The sequence below is a fragment of the Microbacterium ginsengiterrae genome, assembly GCF_014205075.1.
Lineage (GTDB): Bacteria > Actinomycetota > Actinomycetes > Actinomycetales > Microbacteriaceae > Microbacterium > Microbacterium ginsengiterrae.
The window spans coordinates 1,289,403-1,304,995 of sequence record NZ_JACHMU010000001.1 but is presented as its reverse complement, the minus strand read 5'-3'; the positions used below and the strand labels follow the sequence as shown (position 1 = coordinate 1,304,995).

Annotated in this window: 17 protein-coding genes; 8 read left to right on the top strand and 9 right to left on the bottom strand. The window is 69.2% G+C overall.

Annotated features, from left to right (window positions below):
• The first annotated feature begins 30 nt into the window (after positions 1 to 30).
• From HD600_RS06535 to HD600_RS06500, 8 genes are all read left to right on the top strand, one after another.
• Entirely contained in the window at positions 31 to 732 is a 702-nt protein-coding gene (locus HD600_RS06535) for a Pr6Pr family membrane protein (protein WP_184282385.1), read from the top strand.
• Between the two features lie 265 nt (positions 733 to 997).
• Entirely contained in the window at positions 998 to 1,963 is a 966-nt protein-coding gene (locus tag HD600_RS06530) for an AAA family ATPase (RefSeq protein ID WP_241731632.1), read from the top strand.
• Between the two features lie 2 nt (positions 1,964 to 1,965).
• Complete coding sequence (locus HD600_RS06525; RefSeq protein WP_184282381.1) at positions 1,966 to 2,853, top strand: DUF58 domain-containing protein; 888 nt, start codon at positions 1,966 to 1,968, stop codon at positions 2,851 to 2,853.
• Entirely contained in the window at positions 2,840 to 3,331 is a 492-nt protein-coding gene (locus HD600_RS06520; RefSeq protein ID WP_184282379.1) for a hypothetical protein, read from the top strand. The genes HD600_RS06525 and HD600_RS06520 overlap by 14 nt, the downstream gene beginning before the upstream one ends.
• Positions 3,322 to 4,308 (top strand): vWA domain-containing protein, encoded by a 987-nt coding sequence (locus tag HD600_RS06515; protein ID WP_260980396.1) that lies wholly within the window; start codon positions 3,322 to 3,324, stop codon positions 4,306 to 4,308. Before HD600_RS06520 ends, HD600_RS06515 begins: the two co-directional genes overlap by 10 nt.
• On the top strand, positions 4,305 to 5,294 hold the full coding sequence (locus HD600_RS06510) for a VWA domain-containing protein (protein ID WP_184282377.1): 990 nt from the start codon (positions 4,305 to 4,307) through the stop codon (positions 5,292 to 5,294). The genes HD600_RS06515 and HD600_RS06510 overlap by 4 nt, the downstream gene beginning before the upstream one ends.
• On the top strand, positions 5,291 to 6,055 hold the full coding sequence (locus HD600_RS06505; RefSeq protein WP_184282375.1) for a hypothetical protein: 765 nt from the start codon (positions 5,291 to 5,293) through the stop codon (positions 6,053 to 6,055). Before HD600_RS06510 ends, HD600_RS06505 begins: the two co-directional genes overlap by 4 nt.
• A complete protein-coding gene (locus HD600_RS06500) occupies positions 6,049 to 7,143 on the top strand; it encodes a hypothetical protein (protein WP_184282373.1) in 1,095 nt (364 codons plus the stop codon). The genes HD600_RS06505 and HD600_RS06500 overlap by 7 nt, the downstream gene beginning before the upstream one ends.
• A 31-nt stretch (positions 7,144 to 7,174) precedes the next feature.
• Here the strand turns inward: HD600_RS06500 and HD600_RS06495 are convergent, their stop codons facing one another.
• From HD600_RS06495 to idi, 9 genes are read right to left on the bottom strand one after another with little or no spacing between them, the layout of a single operon-like run.
• Entirely contained in the window at positions 7,175 to 8,386 is a 1,212-nt protein-coding gene (locus tag HD600_RS06495) for a ferrochelatase (protein WP_184282371.1), read from the bottom strand.
• Positions 8,383 to 9,882 (bottom strand): SDR family oxidoreductase, encoded by a 1,500-nt coding sequence (locus tag HD600_RS06490; RefSeq protein ID WP_184282369.1) that lies wholly within the window; start codon positions 9,880 to 9,882, stop codon positions 8,383 to 8,385. The genes HD600_RS06495 and HD600_RS06490 overlap by 4 nt, the downstream gene beginning before the upstream one ends.
• Positions 9,879 to 10,775 (bottom strand): prenyltransferase, encoded by an 897-nt coding sequence (locus HD600_RS06485; protein WP_184282367.1) that lies wholly within the window; start codon positions 10,773 to 10,775, stop codon positions 9,879 to 9,881. The genes HD600_RS06490 and HD600_RS06485 overlap by 4 nt, the downstream gene beginning before the upstream one ends.
• Positions 10,772 to 11,134, bottom strand: coding sequence for a lycopene cyclase domain-containing protein (locus HD600_RS06480; RefSeq protein WP_184282365.1), 363 nt, complete (start codon positions 11,132 to 11,134; stop codon positions 10,772 to 10,774). The genes HD600_RS06485 and HD600_RS06480 overlap by 4 nt, the downstream gene beginning before the upstream one ends.
• Positions 11,131 to 11,454 (bottom strand): lycopene cyclase domain-containing protein, encoded by a 324-nt coding sequence (locus tag HD600_RS06475; protein ID WP_144794010.1) that lies wholly within the window; start codon positions 11,452 to 11,454, stop codon positions 11,131 to 11,133. Before HD600_RS06475 ends, HD600_RS06480 begins: the two co-directional genes overlap by 4 nt.
• Positions 11,451 to 13,007 carry a phytoene desaturase family protein gene (crtI, locus tag HD600_RS14870; RefSeq protein WP_184282364.1) on the bottom strand — a complete coding sequence of 519 codons (1,557 nt, stop codon included), beginning with the start codon at positions 13,005 to 13,007 and terminating at the stop codon, positions 11,451 to 11,453. The genes HD600_RS06475 and crtI overlap by 4 nt, the downstream gene beginning before the upstream one ends.
• Positions 13,004 to 13,870 (bottom strand): phytoene/squalene synthase family protein, encoded by an 867-nt coding sequence (locus HD600_RS14865; protein WP_184282362.1) that lies wholly within the window; start codon positions 13,868 to 13,870, stop codon positions 13,004 to 13,006. The genes crtI and HD600_RS14865 overlap by 4 nt, the downstream gene beginning before the upstream one ends.
• Positions 13,867 to 14,934, bottom strand: coding sequence for a polyprenyl synthetase family protein (locus HD600_RS06460; RefSeq protein WP_184282359.1), 1,068 nt, complete (start codon positions 14,932 to 14,934; stop codon positions 13,867 to 13,869). Before HD600_RS06460 ends, HD600_RS14865 begins: the two co-directional genes overlap by 4 nt.
• Positions 14,927 to 15,496 carry an isopentenyl-diphosphate Delta-isomerase gene (gene idi / locus HD600_RS06455; RefSeq protein WP_241731631.1) on the bottom strand — a complete coding sequence of 190 codons (570 nt, stop codon included), beginning with the start codon at positions 15,494 to 15,496 and terminating at the stop codon, positions 14,927 to 14,929. Before idi ends, HD600_RS06460 begins: the two co-directional genes overlap by 8 nt.
• Positions 15,497 to 15,593: the final 97 nt, after the last annotated feature.

Sequence of the window (15,593 nt, the reverse complement as noted above, 5' to 3'; positions counted from 1 at the left end):
CAGAGCCGTCGCCGTGACCACGGAGGAACGATGAAGACCTGGTGGCCCTACCTCCGTCTGGCCGCTGCCGCCCTCGGCGCCGCGGCGATCGTCCGACAGCTCGCGCTCGCGATCACCAACGCGATGGCTGCGGAGACGCCGTGGGGATCCCATCTGCCCACCGTCATCGCGAACTTCTTCAGCTACTTCACGATCCTCTCGAACCTCCTCGCGGTCATCGCCCTCGTCATCGGCGGGGTGTGGATGCTGCGCACCCGCCGCTCGGCGACGGCGGAACCCGCGTGGATGGGAACGCTGCTCGCGTGCGCGTCGACGTACATGATCGTCACCGGCATCGTCTACAACCTGTTGCTGCGCGGCATCTCGATCGCGGGGATCTCGGATGTGTGGACGAACGAGACGCTGCACGTGGTGATCCCGCTCGTCATGCTGGCCGACGTCCTCCTCGCCCCGCGGCGGAGGGCGCTTCCGTGGGGTGCCCTGCTCGTCGCCGTCACCTTCCCGATCGTCTGGGCGGTCTACACGCTCCTGCGGGCGAACCTCATCACCGGGCCGGCGACGGGGAACCCGTGGTGGTATCCGTACCCGTTCCTCGATCCGCACCTGCAGGGCGGCTACCTCGGTGTCATCGGCTACATCGTCGGCATCGCCGCCGCGATCGTCGCGGTGGCCGCCGGCGTCGTGTGGGTGGGGCGCCGCCGCGGAGCCAGGGTGTACCGCAACACGGTCTGACCCGATGGGCAGTTCTTCCCACAGATCCCGACCGAGCGGACGGAGCACGACGATTACGCTGTGACGGGGGAATGCGCACCGCTGCCCCTGCGCACGCGAGGAGTCAGAGATGAACGAGTCGAACGCCGCACCCGCGGGGATGTTTGCCCCCCCGCCGCCACCGCGCCCGCCGGCTCCCCGCGCGCCGGCCGCACCGGCAGCCCCCGCATCCCGGCCGGCCGCCGCGACGACGGCGGGAAGCTCCGGTGCTCCGACGGATGCCGAGATGTCACACGCCTCGAACATCCTCACGGTCATCTCCGACGCCTATTCGGCCAAGATGGTCGGCCAGGAGCGCCTGCGCACGAGCCTGCTGGTGTCGCTGATCGCGGGCGGTCACATTCTGCTGGAATCCGTCCCCGGACTCGCGAAGACCACCGCGGCCTCCACACTCGCCGACACGGTCAAGGCGAGCTTCAAGCGCATCCAGTGCACGCCGGACCTGCTCCCCAGCGACATCACCGGCAACCAGATCTACGACGCCACCACCGGCTCGTTCCGCACCGTGCTTGGCCCCGTGCATGCGAACTTCGTCCTGCTCGACGAGATCAACCGCTCCAGCGCCAAGGCCCAGTCGGCGATGCTCGAGGCGATGCAGGAACATCAGACCACGATCGGCGGCGAGGTGCACCACCTCCCCCACCCGTTCCTCGTGATCGCGACCCAGAACCCCATCGAGCAGGAGGGCACGTACGAGCTCCCCGAGGCGCAGATGGACCGCTTCCTCCTCAAGGAGATCGTCGAGTATCCGAGCCCGGCCGACGAGTTCGAGATCCTGTCCCGCATCGACTCGGGCGTGCTCGACCCCGAACGGCACGTCGCCAGCGCCGTGACCCTCGACGACATCAGGGCCCTGCAGCAGACCGCATCCAAGATCTACGTGGACGCGACGATCCGCAACTACATCGTCTCGATCGCGTACGTCACGAGGAACCCCGGCCCGTACATCGGCGATGACCGTGCGCGGTACATCAAGTACGGGGCGAGCCCGCGGGCGAGCATCGCCTTCCTGCAGGCCTCGCGCGCGCTCGCGCTGCTCAACGGACGCAATCACGTGCTGCCGGAGGACATCCGCACGCTCCGTCACCTCGTGCTGCGTCACCGCGTGCTGCTCACCTTCGAGGCCGACGCCGAGGGGATCCGCAGCGAGGAGATCATCGACCAGATCTTCGCCTCGGTCCCGACCCCCTGACCGTGTCCAGCCTGATCACCCAGGTGAAGAGCAAGCTCTTCATCCACTCGTCGCAGAAGTCGATGCACGCGCTCGACGGCGCCTACGCGTCGCTGCTGCACGGGCGCAGCCTCGACTTCGAGGATCTGCGCAAGTACGAGTACGGCGATCAGGTGCGCGACATCGACTGGCGGGCGACGGCCCGCATGGGGACGCCACTGGTCAAGCGGCACAGGGCCAACCGCATGCACACCGTGCTGTTCGTCGTCGACACGGGGCTGTCGATGACCGCGCTCGCGCACGACGAGCGCCCGAAGAAGGACCTCGCGGTCCTCGCCACAGGGGCGCTGGGTGTCCTCGCCCTCCGGCACGGCGATGACTTCAGCGTGGTGCACGGAGACGCCGGCGGCATCCGTCGTCGCGCGCCAGGACGCAGCGAGGGAGCTCTCGAGCACGCGCTGCGGACGATCGACGGCGCCATCGCGACGGCCGGCGCTCCGAGCGACCGTGACGCACTGCTCGCCTATGTCGCTCGGACGATCGCCCGCCGCTGCATCGTGGTCATCATCACCGACGAGGCCCCGGTCACCGAACACACGGAACGGATGCTGCGGCGCCTGCGCGTGCAGCACGACGTCCTGTGGATCACGATCCGCGACGCCGACCCCGTGCTCGCATACGCGTCCCACGCCCAGCGGGCCGATGTGAGCACCCGATGGGCGATCCCGGACTTCGTGCACGGCGACGCCGAGGTGGTCCTCGAGGCAACAGCCCAGGCACAGGCCGACGCCGTCCGCCGTGACGACCTGCTCGACCGGCTGGAGATCAGCCGGGCCGCCCTCGAGACGCAGGATGCCGCAGTGGGAGAGCTGCTGCGCATGCTGAACCGGAGGGCGAATGTCCGGAACTGATGAACTTTATCCGCCGGCCCAGTACGGCTGGGGCTGGCTCGTCCTGGCGTTGGGAATCCTCGCCGCTCTCGCCCTCGCCGGCTGGCTGGTGGTCTTCCTCACCCGTCCGCGCCGCCGCATGACGGTCCAGGGCCAGGATTCGCAGAGCCCGAGCGGCACAAGCGACGTCCTGTCCATGCTTCGAACGGAATACTACGTCGCGATCGATCGGATCGAGTCCGAGCTGCGCGATGGCACGATCGATGCGCGCACGGCGAACGTCCGGCTCAGTCGCACGGTGCGCAGCTTCGTCAACGAGTACAGCGGACTCGAGGCGCCCGTCCTCGCCCTCGACGATCTCATCCGACTCGGCGTGCACCCGACCCTCATCGAGGCCGTGCACCGCCACTACTATCCGGGCATCTTCCGTCGGGACGCCGCCGCGAACCCCGACGACGGCATCGAGGCCGCCCGCAAGGTGGTGGCGATGTGGCACTAGAGAACGGGTGGATCGTCATCGCCGCCGTCGCGGTCGTCCTCGCGGCGATCGCGGTCGGGATCACGATCGGGCTGCGGCGCAGCGCGCGAGAGAGGGCGGCGGCCAGCGCGCCCATCGCGCGGGCCGAGCGTCTTCGTGCGCTGCCGTCCTTCCGCCGTGCGGTGAACCGACGGACGACCGCGCTCGCCGGCATCCTCGCGCTCGGACTCGCTGCGGCGGTCGTGAGCGGCATCGTCGCGGCCCGCCCCATGTCGTCCCAGACGATCCAGCCCGTCACCACGAGCCGGGACATCATGCTGTGCCTCGACGTCTCCGGTTCCATGAGCGACGTCGATGTCGAAGTCCTCACCGTGTTCGAGGAGCTCCTCGACGGCTTCAAGGGCGAGCGCATCGGGCTCACCATCTTCAACAGCTCCCCCGTGCAGGTCTTCCCCCTCACCGACGACTACGAGTTCATCCGCACGCACCTGGAGAGCATCCGCTCGAGCTTCGACTACCTCGACGACATCCCAGAGCACTGGGTGGGAACGCTCAACGGACCTGGGGCGTCCCTCATCGGCGACGGGCTCGCCTCGTGCGCCATGCGCTTCGACCACGTGGACGACGAACGCAGCCGCTCGATCATCCTCGCCACGGACAACGAGCTCGCCGGCGCATCGATCGTGACCCTCGAGGAGGCCGCCGCGTTCGCCGCTTCGGCGGGCATCCGCGTGTTCGCCCTCAACCCCGTGCAGGGCGTCGACACCGCGATCAGCGAAGAGCTCATCGCGGCGGCGCGGTCGACCGGCGGCGAGGCGTACGGACTGCGCGACACGACGACCGTCGGCGACATCATCGCCGACGTGCAGAAGCAGGACGCCACCGAGCTCCGCGGGCAGGCGCAGGTGGTGCGCACCGACGCACCGAACGTGTGGATCGCCGTGCTCCTCGTGCTCATCCTCGGGTTCGTCGCCCTGATGTGGAGGGTGCGACTGTGATCTTCCAACCCGTGCTGAACGTCTTCCTGCTCCTCCTGCTCTTCGCACCCTTCGCCGCCCTCGCGGTGTGGATGCTCGTCCGCGGCCGGGGCGCCCTGTGGGCGCTCCGGCTCGGCATGCTCCTGGCGTGCTTCCTCATGCTCCTGCGCCCCGGCATCCCCGGCGGCGCCACCCAGACGCTCGCGACGGACACCGACATCGTCATCCTGCTCGACACGACGGCGAGCATCGTGGCGGAGGACTGGAACGGCGATCAGCCGCGGCTCGACGGCGCGCGGTCGGACGTCGCGGCGATCGTCGACGAGTACCCCGGGGCACGCTTCGCGCTCATCACCTTCGACGCCTCCGCCGAGCAGCGGCTGCCACTGACCACGGATACGACCGCGTTGATGTCGTCGCTCGAGATCCTCAGGCCGGAGGTCACGTCCCAGTCGCGGGGCAGTTCCATCGGCATCGCCGCGACCATGCTGCGCGAGACGCTGGCCTCCGCGGCGGAGGCCTCCCCCGACCGCTCACGGATGGTGTTCTACCTCGGCGACGGGGAGCAGACCGCGTCGAGCGCCCCGGAGTCGTTCGCCGACAGCGCGGGATACGTCGACGGCGGTGCGGTGCTCGGCTACGGAACGACCGACGGCGGGCCGATGCGGATCACCTCCGGTGCGCTCGGCGGCGACGCCGCATCCGGCGAGTACATCGAGTATCAGGGGGAACCCGCTCTGTCCGTGATCGACGACACCAACCTGCAGGCGATCGCTGAAGAGCTCGGCGTCCCGTTCCAGCTGCGGGACGCCGAGCTGCCCGTCGATCTGCCCGAGGCGCCCATCACCACGACGAACTACGCCGAATCCGGCTCCGTCGGAAACGTCATCGAACTGTACTGGGTGTTCGCACTCGTGATCGTGCTCCTGCTCGCGGTCGAACTCGCCAGGGCCGCGATGCTCACCTCGCAGCTGCGCGGTCTGGCCCTGCGAGGAGGTGGATCATGACGCCGGAGAATGACGACGCGGATGCCGCGACCGCCCTGCTCGCCGCGAATCGCCGGCGCCGACGCGTCCGCCGTTGGATCACGATCGGTACATTGCCCCTCACGCTGGCGGCCCTGGTGCTCGCCGGGAAACTGTTGAGCATGTACGGCTTCGCCCACCAGGCGATCTCGACGTACGTCGTCGGGGACTACGCCGGGTCGACATCTGCGGCCTCGTGGCAGGAACCGCTGAACTGGTTCGAGCCGTTCCTCGCACCGTACAACGTCGGAACGGCTCTCGCGGGCGCCGAAGAGCTCGACGAGGCCCGTGCCGAACTCGAACAGGCCCTCCCGCTCGCCATCGGCCTCGAGGTCTGCGCCGTGCACGTCAATCTCGCGATCGTCATCGAACGCCAGGGCGACGCCGCCAGGACCGAGGGGGACGGCGAGACCGCGGCACAGCTCTACGGCGAGGCGCTGCTGGTCACCGCTCAGACGCCGGAGGAGTGCCGCAGCGATGAGGCCGATCAGCAGTCCCCTGACCCCGACCGCAGCATGAGCGACACGCTCGAGGATCTGGAGGATCGTCTGCAGGAGAAGCAGCAGCAGAGCGAGCCTCAGGAACCGGATGACTCCGAGACCGAGCAGGAGCCGCAGCAGCCGCAGCCGGATCAGGACAAGCTCGACCGGCTGCAGGAGAAGCTCGAGAAGGGTGCGGAGGAGCGGCAGCAGCAACAGGGCGAAGAGGACGGACCAGGCGGGGGAACGGACAGGCCATGGTAGATCCGCAGCGTGCCCGATACATCGCCGGCAGCGAAGGGGCGCCGCCGATCCCGCCACCGGGCGGGTACCACGGAGCGCGCAGGAGCCAGCAGGGGCCGGCCTCGCCGGCGACGCCGATCGTCAGCGCCGCCGAGCTCCCCGTCGAGAAGCAGCCGGCCGGTGTCCTCGGCTGGATCGCGCTCGTGACGGCCATCCTCTTCGCGCTGGTGCTGCTGGGCGCGCTGCTCGCCGGAGCCACCGATCTCCTGTACGGCGTGACCATGCTGACCCTGCAGCTCCTCGTGGTCGGCGTGGTCGTCGCCTCGCTGTTCTCGGCGCGAGGGCGAGCGCTCGGAGCGTCCGCCCTCATCATCACGCTGATGCTGAACGTCGCCACCGTCGGCGCGGCGAGCGCGCTGCAGACCTCGGCATCCGGCACCTATGACGGCCAGAAGAGCGACGAACAGAAGCACGCGGAGGCCTACCCCGGCATCAAGGGCGTCTCCCCGGCGGACATCCTCGCCCAGCCGTCGCTGGAGGAGATCCGCGCGCAGAGCGAGGCCGCGCTGGCCGAGATCCGACGGCGCCTCAGCGACCGGTACGGGTACACCTGGACGGAGGTCGGTCAGGAGAACCTGCGCCCTGAGCGCAACGGCTACGGCGGCGAGTCGATGCTCGTGCAGTACGTGTCCGTGCCGTGGATGACCAACGAGCCGATCCAGGACTACGACCGCAAACTCGCGGTGATGGGCGTCATCGAGGATGTGCTCGTCGAACGCGGGATGTACGGCATGTACGCGTTCAACGATCCGGCATCGACACTCGACGACACGATCCTGCAGAAGTTCTACGGCACGACCGATCCCCGCACGCAGCACACATGGGAGTGGTACACCGACGACTACCCCGACCCGCTGCGGTTCTACGCCGTGATGTTCGACCTGTCCAACGACCCGGCGGGGGAGCTGCGCACGGAACGAGAGGCGGAGGCGGCGAGCACCGGGGCACCGCTGGAGGGCCTGCAGATCTACTTCCTCGCCCCCGAGGTGCTCAGCGAGGCCGACGCCGAGGAGTTCGCACAGCGCATGCAGGAGTATCCCGGCTTCTGAGCGCGAACCCTCGGCGTGACCTCGCCGCCGTTCAGGGCTGCAGACCCGCGATGGCCGGCTTGAATCCGAGGCGCGGGTTCTCGCAGCATCCGCCGCGGCACACGTCGAACCAGGGCCCGATCTCCGTGGCGTTGAGGCGCTGCTCGACGGGGAGACCGGCGATCCGCTCCTTGACGAGGTCGACCAGCGCGCTGACGAACGCCGGGTGCGTGCCGGGGGTCGCGGTCCTGGTGAACCACATCCCGCGCTCCTGCGCGGTCTCGCGCGCCTCGGTGTCGAGGTCCCACATGACCTCCATGTGGTCGCTCACGAACCCGAGCGGGACGACGATGACCGCGGTGCGCTCCTCGAGCGCCTCGATCGCGTCGTTGATGTCGGGCTCGAGCCACGGCTGGGAGGCGGGGCCGGAACGCGACTGGAACACCAGCTGCCACGAGATCCCCGGGGCGGTCTTGGCGATGACCTCACGGGCGACGGCGAGGTGCTCTGCGACATACCCGCCGCCCTCGACGCCGTCGAAGGTCTTCCCGCCGGATCGTGCGGCATCCGCCGTCGGGATGCTGTGCGTGGAGAACAGCACCTCGATCTGCGCATCCCGGTGGCCGGCCTGACGGGCGGCGTCGAGCCCGTCGCGCAGTCCGTCGACGAACGGGCGGATGAACCCGGGGTGCGAGAAGTACTGCCGGACCTTGTCCACCTGCAGCGTCTTCTGCAGGTCCGCCGCCTCGAGCGCATCGGCCCAGTCCTCGCGGTACTGACGGCACGACGAGTACGAGGAGTAGGCGCTCGTCGGGATCGCGATCATCGTGCGCACGCCGTCCTGTGCGGCCTGCGCCATGGCCTCGTCGAGGTACGGCGCCCAGTTGCGGTTGCCCCAGTAGACGGGCAGGTCGAGACCCGCCTCTCCCAGAGCCCTGCGCAGCGCGGCGAGCAGTTCGCGGTTCTGATCGTTGATGGGGCTCACCCCGTCGAAGTGCCGGTAGTGGTGCGCCACCTCCTCCAGCCGCTCATCGGGGATGCCGCGGCCGCGGGTGACGTTCCGGAGGAACGGCAGCACGTCGTCCTGACCCTCGGGGCCGCCGAAGCCGGACAGGAGGATCGCGTCGTACGCCATCGGCTGCGTGGCGTGCTCGGCCCCGTCGCGCGTGGCCTCGGTCGCCGATGGGACGGCGGCGCCGTCCTCCAGGTACACGCCGGTGGCCGCCGGCGGCTTGGTCTGCCGCTGTGGGGTGTCCGTGCTCATCGTGATCGCTCCTCTTTCTCGCTGTGGTTCGCGCCGCGCTCGTTCTGCTCCGCCTCGCGCAGGATGCTGGCGGCCATGCCGTTGAAAATGATGCCGTGGAAGGGCAGCAGCACGAGCCAGTACATCCTGCCACTGAGACCTTTGGGGAAGTAGACAGCCCGTTGGCGGTACCTGCTTCCATCATCTGCCGGTTCCACACCGAGTTCCAGCCAGCCGCGCCCCGGCATCCGCATCTCGGCACGCAGGCGCAGCATCCGCCCCCGGTCGATCGACTCCACGCGCCAGACGTCGATGACGTCGCCGCTGTTCACGCGAGACGGGTGACGGCGGCCGCGGCGCATGCCGACCCCGCCGACGAGCCGGTCGATCCATCCCCGCGCGGCCCACGCGAGGGGGAAGGAGTGCCACCCCTTCTCGCCGCCGATCGCCTCGATCACTTCCCACACCGACCGGGGGCTCGCGGTGCTGCGGCGTTCCCGGACATCGGTGAAGACCGTGTGGCCCGCCCACTCGGGGTCGCTCGGCAGGGGGTCGCTCGGCGCCCCTGGGACGGTCGCGCTCTGCCAGCTGGTCTCGACCTCGCCGTCCGCCTCCCGGCGCAGGGCGAGGCGCACCGCGGTGCGGTAGGGCACCAGGCCCTCCGCGGGTGCGGGGATGTACCGGTCGATGTCGCTCTCCCTGACGACGCAGTCGTTCTGGAGAGAGGCGATGATCGGCACGGCGATCTGGCGGGGGATGGGACTGACCAGACTCACCCATTGCGATGCCAGCCACGGCGTGAGCACGGGCAGCGCGGCGATGCGGCGCTGGGGCAGCCCTGCCTCCACGGCGTAGCCGTTCATCATCTGGCCATAGCGGAGGACGTCGGGCCCTCCGATGTCGAACGCCCGGTTGAGGTCCTCCTCGACGTCGACCGACGTCACGAGGTAGTGCAGGACGTCGCGAACGGCGATGGGCTGCACGTGGTTGCGCACCCACCGCGGCGCCGGCATGTACGGCAGCACCTCGGTGAGGTGCCGGATCATCTCGAAGGACGCGGAACCCGAGCCGATGACGATTCCGGCCTGGAACACGATGCTCGGGACGGGACAGTCGAGGAACACCTGCCCGACCGCCGCCCGCGAGGCGAGATGCTCGGACAGGTTCCCGGTGTCGGGGTGCAACCCGCCGAGGTAGACGATGCGCCGCACGCCCGTCGCGGTCGCGGCAGCGGCGAAGGTCTCCGCTGTGGCCGCCTCCGCCGTTCGGAAGTCCCCGCCGGCGCTCATGGAGTGGACGAGGTAGAACGCCGTGTCCACGCCGTTCATCGCCCTGCGGGTCGCGACGGGGTCGGACAGATCCCCGGAGAACACCTTCACCCGGCTCCGCCACGGCACGTCGCGCAGCTTCCACGCGGAGCGCACATAGACGCTGACCTCATGACCCGCATCCAGCAGTTGCGGGACGAGCCGTCCGCCGATGTACCCGGTGGCCCCGGTCACCAGCACCCGCGTCATGAGAACAGCCCCATGGCGGCGCAGAGGATGAGCAGCATCGTCACGGCGAACCCGACGACGTAGTTGATCGCGAGGAACCGGCGCCACGCGCGGTTGGCATCCGCCGAGTGCGCGTCGTCGACGTTGAGATACGGCGCGACACTGACGATGTAGGGGAGCGCGGCCAGTGCGGCGAGGTTCGCCGGCCACGGCGCGAACAGCATGAGCACGCCGGCGAGCGCCCAGAGACCCGCCGCGAGGCGCACCGTTGCGGCAGCCCCGAACACCGTGGCGATCGACCCGATGCCCGCCTCCCGGTCCGGCACGATGTCCTGCACGGCGCCGAAGGCGTGGCTGGCCATCCCCCAGCAGAAGAAGGCGATCATCGTCAGGGTGATCGCGGGGGTCACGGTGGTGCCTGCGAGGGCGATCGCGTACAGCGCCGGACTGACGAAATGGAAGCTCGAGGTGATCGAGTCGAGGATCGGGATCTCTTTGAACCTCAGCCCCTTGGCCGAGTAGGCGAGGACCGCGAACAGGCTGGCGGCGAGGACGAGCCACGACGACGGGCGATCCGCTCCGAGGACCACCAGCGCGATCACGAAGGGCGCGGAGAGGGCGGCGGCGACGACGAGGGTCGTCCGGTGCAGCGCGGGCGGCAGCTTCGCGCCCTCTGCTCCGCCCTTGCGCGGATTGGCGAGGTCGGACTCGTAGTCGTAGACGTCGTTGACGCCGTACATCGCGAGGTTGTACGGCACGAGGAAGAACAGCGTGCCGACGACGAGCGCGACATCGATCGTCCCGACCGTGAGGAAGTAGACCGCCGCGAACGGGAAGGCGGTGTTGATCCAGCTCAGCGGCCGAGAAGCGAGCAGGAGGGTGCGGATCGTCGAGCGGTTCTCCGTCATCGTCATTCGCCGCCCTCTCTCGTCGCGCCACTGCTGCCGATCCGCTCGGCACGCACCGGCTCACCGCCGAGCAGTTGCCACAGGCCCGCCAGCAGAAGACCGCCGGCGAGCGGGTAGAGCAGGTCCTCGATCGGGATGAGACCGAGCCGGACGCCGGAGATCTGCTCCGTGCCGTAGTCGAAGAACTCCGCCGCCATCATCACATTGTCGAACACGACCGTCAGCACGAGCAGCGCGACCGTGGCCGCAGCCCAGGCGGTCAGGTAGCCGCGCAGATCGCTCTGCCGACGGGCGCGCAACGCACCGACGCCGAACACCACGAGGCCGACGACGAGGAAGGGCAGGGAGAACACCAGATAGGTCATCGCGGACTCCTGACCTCTCTCCACCGCCGCCACCCGCTGAGCAGGATGAGCGTGAGATAGCAGAGGAAGGCGAGGAACAGCAGCTCCTCGATGGGGAACTCCGGCGCGAGCAGGATCCCGCTGGCCCATCGCGAGTCGACGTGGCGGAACACCCCGAGGGCGATCCCTGCCGCATCCCACACGATGAAGAACGCGAGACCGATCACGAGCGCGATCGCCGCGACGAGGGGCCGACGGCGGAACACGAGGCGGAACCGCACGTCGAGGAGGACCAGGCAGCCGGTGCTGACGAGGAGGGCTGCGGCGTAGACACCGCTCACGAGATCTCCGACGGGCCGGGCGAGTGGTCGCCCCGTACGTGCTTGAGCACGAGTTCCGCGCTGATCAGGCACATCGGCAGGCCGACGCCCGGGACGGTCGTCGCGCCGGCGTAGAACAGTCCCTTCACGCGGCGGGAGCGGGTCACGCCGCGCATGAACGCACTCTGGCGGAGCGTGTGGGCGGGCCCGAGCACGCTCCCCCGGAAGGTGTGGAAGTCGGTCTCGAAGTCCTCGGGGCCCACGGTGCGGCGGACGACGATGCGGTCCGTGAGATCGGGGATGCCCGCCCAGTCCGCGATCTGCGCGATGGCGCGATCGGCGATGGCCTCCACCTGCGGCGAACCGGCGGAATCCACCCCGCCGTGTCCGACCGAGACGTCGGAGGGGATGGGGATGAGGACGAAGAGGTTCTCCCGTCCGGCCGGCGCCACGTCGTCGTCCGTCGCGCTCGGCTTGCAGATGTACAGCGACGGGGCATCCGGGATCCGCGTCGGGGTGCCGAAGATCGCGTCGAAGTTGTCGTGCCAGTCCTCTGAGAACAGCAGCGTGTGGTGGAGCAGCTCGGGCAGCTCGCCGTCGACGCCGAGCATGACCAGCACGGCACCAGGTCCGGTGATCTGCGTGTCCCAGCGCTTCGGTCGATAGGTCCGGTCGGCCGGCGCCAGCAGCGCGGTCTCGGCGTGATGTTCGTCGATGGCGGAGACGACGATGTCGGCCTCCAGCCGGTGGACGCGTCCCGCCGTGCGGTACTCGACCGCCTGTACGGCGCCCCCGGCGCTGGAGATCCCGACGACCTCACTGTCGGTGCGGATGTCGACACCGGCATCCCGCGCGATGTCGACGAGCGTCGTGACGAAGCGGCGGAACCCGCCCCGCGGGTAGGTCACACCCTCGACGAGGTCCATGTGGCTCATGAGCTGGTACAGCGCCGGCGCGTCGAACGGCGACGTGCCGAGGAACACCGCGGGGTAGCCGAGGATCTGCCGCAGACGCGTGTCGGCGAAGCGGCGGGCGATGTACGACCACAGGGAGCGGACCAGAAGCGGGACGACCGCGGGCACCGCAGCGAGGACCTTCGGGGACGTGAAGGCGCGCCACGAGGAGAACGGGTTGTAGAGGAAGGCCCCGACAGCCGCGTGGTACGCCTTCGTCGCCGAGGCGAGATAGGTGCGGATCCGCTTTCCGGCGCCCTTCTCCCGGCTCTCGAACAGGGCGGATGCCTCGTCCACCCCTGCGCGGACGTCGATGGGCGCGTGCTCGCCGTGGCCGGGTTCTCCGTAGACGCGGTAGCCCGGCTGCAGCGGGACGAGGTCGAGCTGCTCCGCGGTAGAGGTGCCCATCATCCGGTAGAAGTGATCGAACACCTCGGGCATGAGGTACCAGGAGGGGCCGGTGTCGAAGACGAAACCGTCCTGCTCCCATGAGCCGGCGCGTCCCCCGAGCTGATCGTTCTTCTCGAGGAGCGTGACCTCGTGTCCGTCCCGCGCCAGGAGGGCGGCGGTGGCGAGGCCGCTCACGCCGCCGCCGATGACGACCGCCCGCGACCGCGTCACCTGGCGGCCTTCATTCCGACGGCGCGGGCGAGGATGGCGGCCTTGACCGGGGTGGGAACGCTGACGCGCTCGCGCATGAGCGTGGTCACCGGAGTCCTCTCGATGCGGTCGGTGAGTGCGCCGAAGATCGCTCTGGCGGCCCACACCGCCGGCCGTGCGCCGGGGTGGAGAAGGGGGATGGAGAGGTCCGCGATACGCAGATCCTCACGGATGGATTCGACGACGTCCTCCTTGGATGCCTCGGTGAGCGCGATCTCGGTGCCGGGGAAGTAGGCCCGGCCGAGGTCGTCGTGATCGTCGGCGAAGTCCCGCAGGAAGTTCACCTTCTGGAAAGCCGCTCCCAGGTGTCGAGCGCCGTCCTCGACGCGCGTCTTCTCGTCAGCCGTTCGCGTCATGCCGGATTCGAAGACGGCGAGGCACATGAGCCCGACCACCTCGGCTGAGCCGTGGATGTACTCCCCCAGCTGCGCCTCGTCGAACGTCCCCGGCGAGAGGTCCCGGCGCATGGAGGCGAAGAAGGGACGGCACAGGTCCATGCCGATCCCGTGTTCACGGGCGGTCAGGGCGAAGGCGTGCACGATGAGGTTGGTGCTGAAGCCGCGGGAGATGGCGCGCGCGGTCTCCTGCTCGAGCTCGTCGAGAAGGGTCCCCCGCTCCGCAGCGTCGACGCCAGCCTTCTCCGCCGGACCGTCCACGAGTTCGTCCGCCACGCGCACCAGCGCATAGATGTTCGCGATGTGCGGACGCATCGACCGGGTCAGCAGTGCGCTCGCGCGGCCGAAAGACGTGGAGTACCGACCGATGACGACGGCAGCACTGGCCGTGGCGGTCGCGTTGTACAGGTCGAGGTCGTCGGTGTTCATGAAACCCTGGTGCGGCAAGTGACGGTCAGTTCGGTGAGCTGGGTGTGCAGTGACGGCGGAAGCGAGGCGGCACGGATGGCCTCGTCGATGGCGGTGCAGCGCTCGGCGATGACGGACTCGACGAACACCAGCGCGCCGGATTCCTCGATCACGCGACGGAGGCGGGCGCCGTCGGCCGCGGTGAGCGACGGGTCGCCAAACAGGTGCTCGACACCGGTCCACGCGACGTCGGATCGCGCGTAGGTGACCAGCAGCGTCTCCTTGCCCTCGCGGAGGTCGCTGAGGGTGGACTTCCCGGTCTGGTGCTCATCGCCGAACAGGCCGAGCACGTCGTCACGGAGCTGATACACGACGCCGATCTGGCGGGCGATGCTCTCCAGCTCGGTGATCAGCGCCGTCGTCGCCCCAGCGAGGACCGCTGCGGTGACCAGTGGCGCGCGGAACGAATAGGCGGCGGTCTTCTGATCGACCATCGCCAGGACGTCCTCGGGCGAGGACTGCTCGAGGCGCATGCTGAGCCAGACGTCGTGGTGCTCGCCCGCCGCGCTTTCGAAGACGGTGTCGTCGAAGACGTCCAGGACCGCCTGGCGCCGATCCTCCGGCACCTCGAGACGGGCGAGGAGGGAGTGCGAGAGCGTGAGGACGAGGTCCCCGGCGAGGAGGGAGGATGCCTCTCCCCACGCCGTCGCCTCGCTCCGACCGGCGCCGCGGACCATCGCCTCCGACGCGAACGAGCCGGTGATGTTCATCTCCCCCCGACGCGTCACGTCCTTGTCGATGACGTCGTCGTGGATGACGAGGGCGAGGTGCAGCAACTCCATGGCGCACGCCGCGTCGATCGCCGAGCGTTCGTCGATGCCTCCGAGCGCCTCATAGGCACCCAGCAGGAGCCGTGGCCGGATCTTCTTGCCCCCCGTGGCCATGCGCTCCACGGTCTCCCACAGCTGGGAGTACGGAGCGGGAAAGGCGTACGCACGCTCGCGCATGCGGGTGAGGACCTCGCCGAGGCGGGTCTCGAACGCATCGGTCGACGTGCCGGTGCGGGGCAGGGCGGCGTCAGACACCACTCGCTCCCTCGTGCGCGACGTGCCGGGGGAAGTGCTCGACGAGTTCGGGGAGGTGGAGCGTGAGCCACGGGCTGAACGCCCACGGCGCGGCATCCGTCGCCGCCCTCAGGTCGGCGATCGTCGCCCACCTCGTCTCGGAGACCTCATCAGGGTTGGGTTCCGGGACGGACGCTGCGGTGGCGATGAACACCGGGCAGTACTCGTTCTCCTCGACGCCTGAGGCGTCGCGTGCGGTGTAACCGAAGTCCGGGAGGGCGCAGGTGATCTCGTCCAGCTCCATGCCGAGCTCGAACGCGGCACGGCGACGCACGGCATCCTCGAGGGATTCCCCCGGAGCGGGGTGTCCGCAGAAGGAGTTCGTCCACACGCCGGGCCATGTCTTCTTGGCGAGCGCGCGACGCGTCATGAGCACCCGGCCCTGCGCATCCAGCACGTGGCAGGAGAACGCGAGATGGCGCGGGGTCGTCTCGCCGTGGACGGTCGCCTTGCTCTGCTCCCCCACGGGGCGGCCGAGGTCGTCGACGAGGACGACCATCTCTGTGGCGTCTGCCGTCTTCATCGCGAGCTCCTCGTCTTCACCCGGTGGGAGGACGGTTTCTCCGATTTCCCTAGCCGGGCGAGATTTCACGTTAGCATAAGAAAAGTTCACTGTCAGG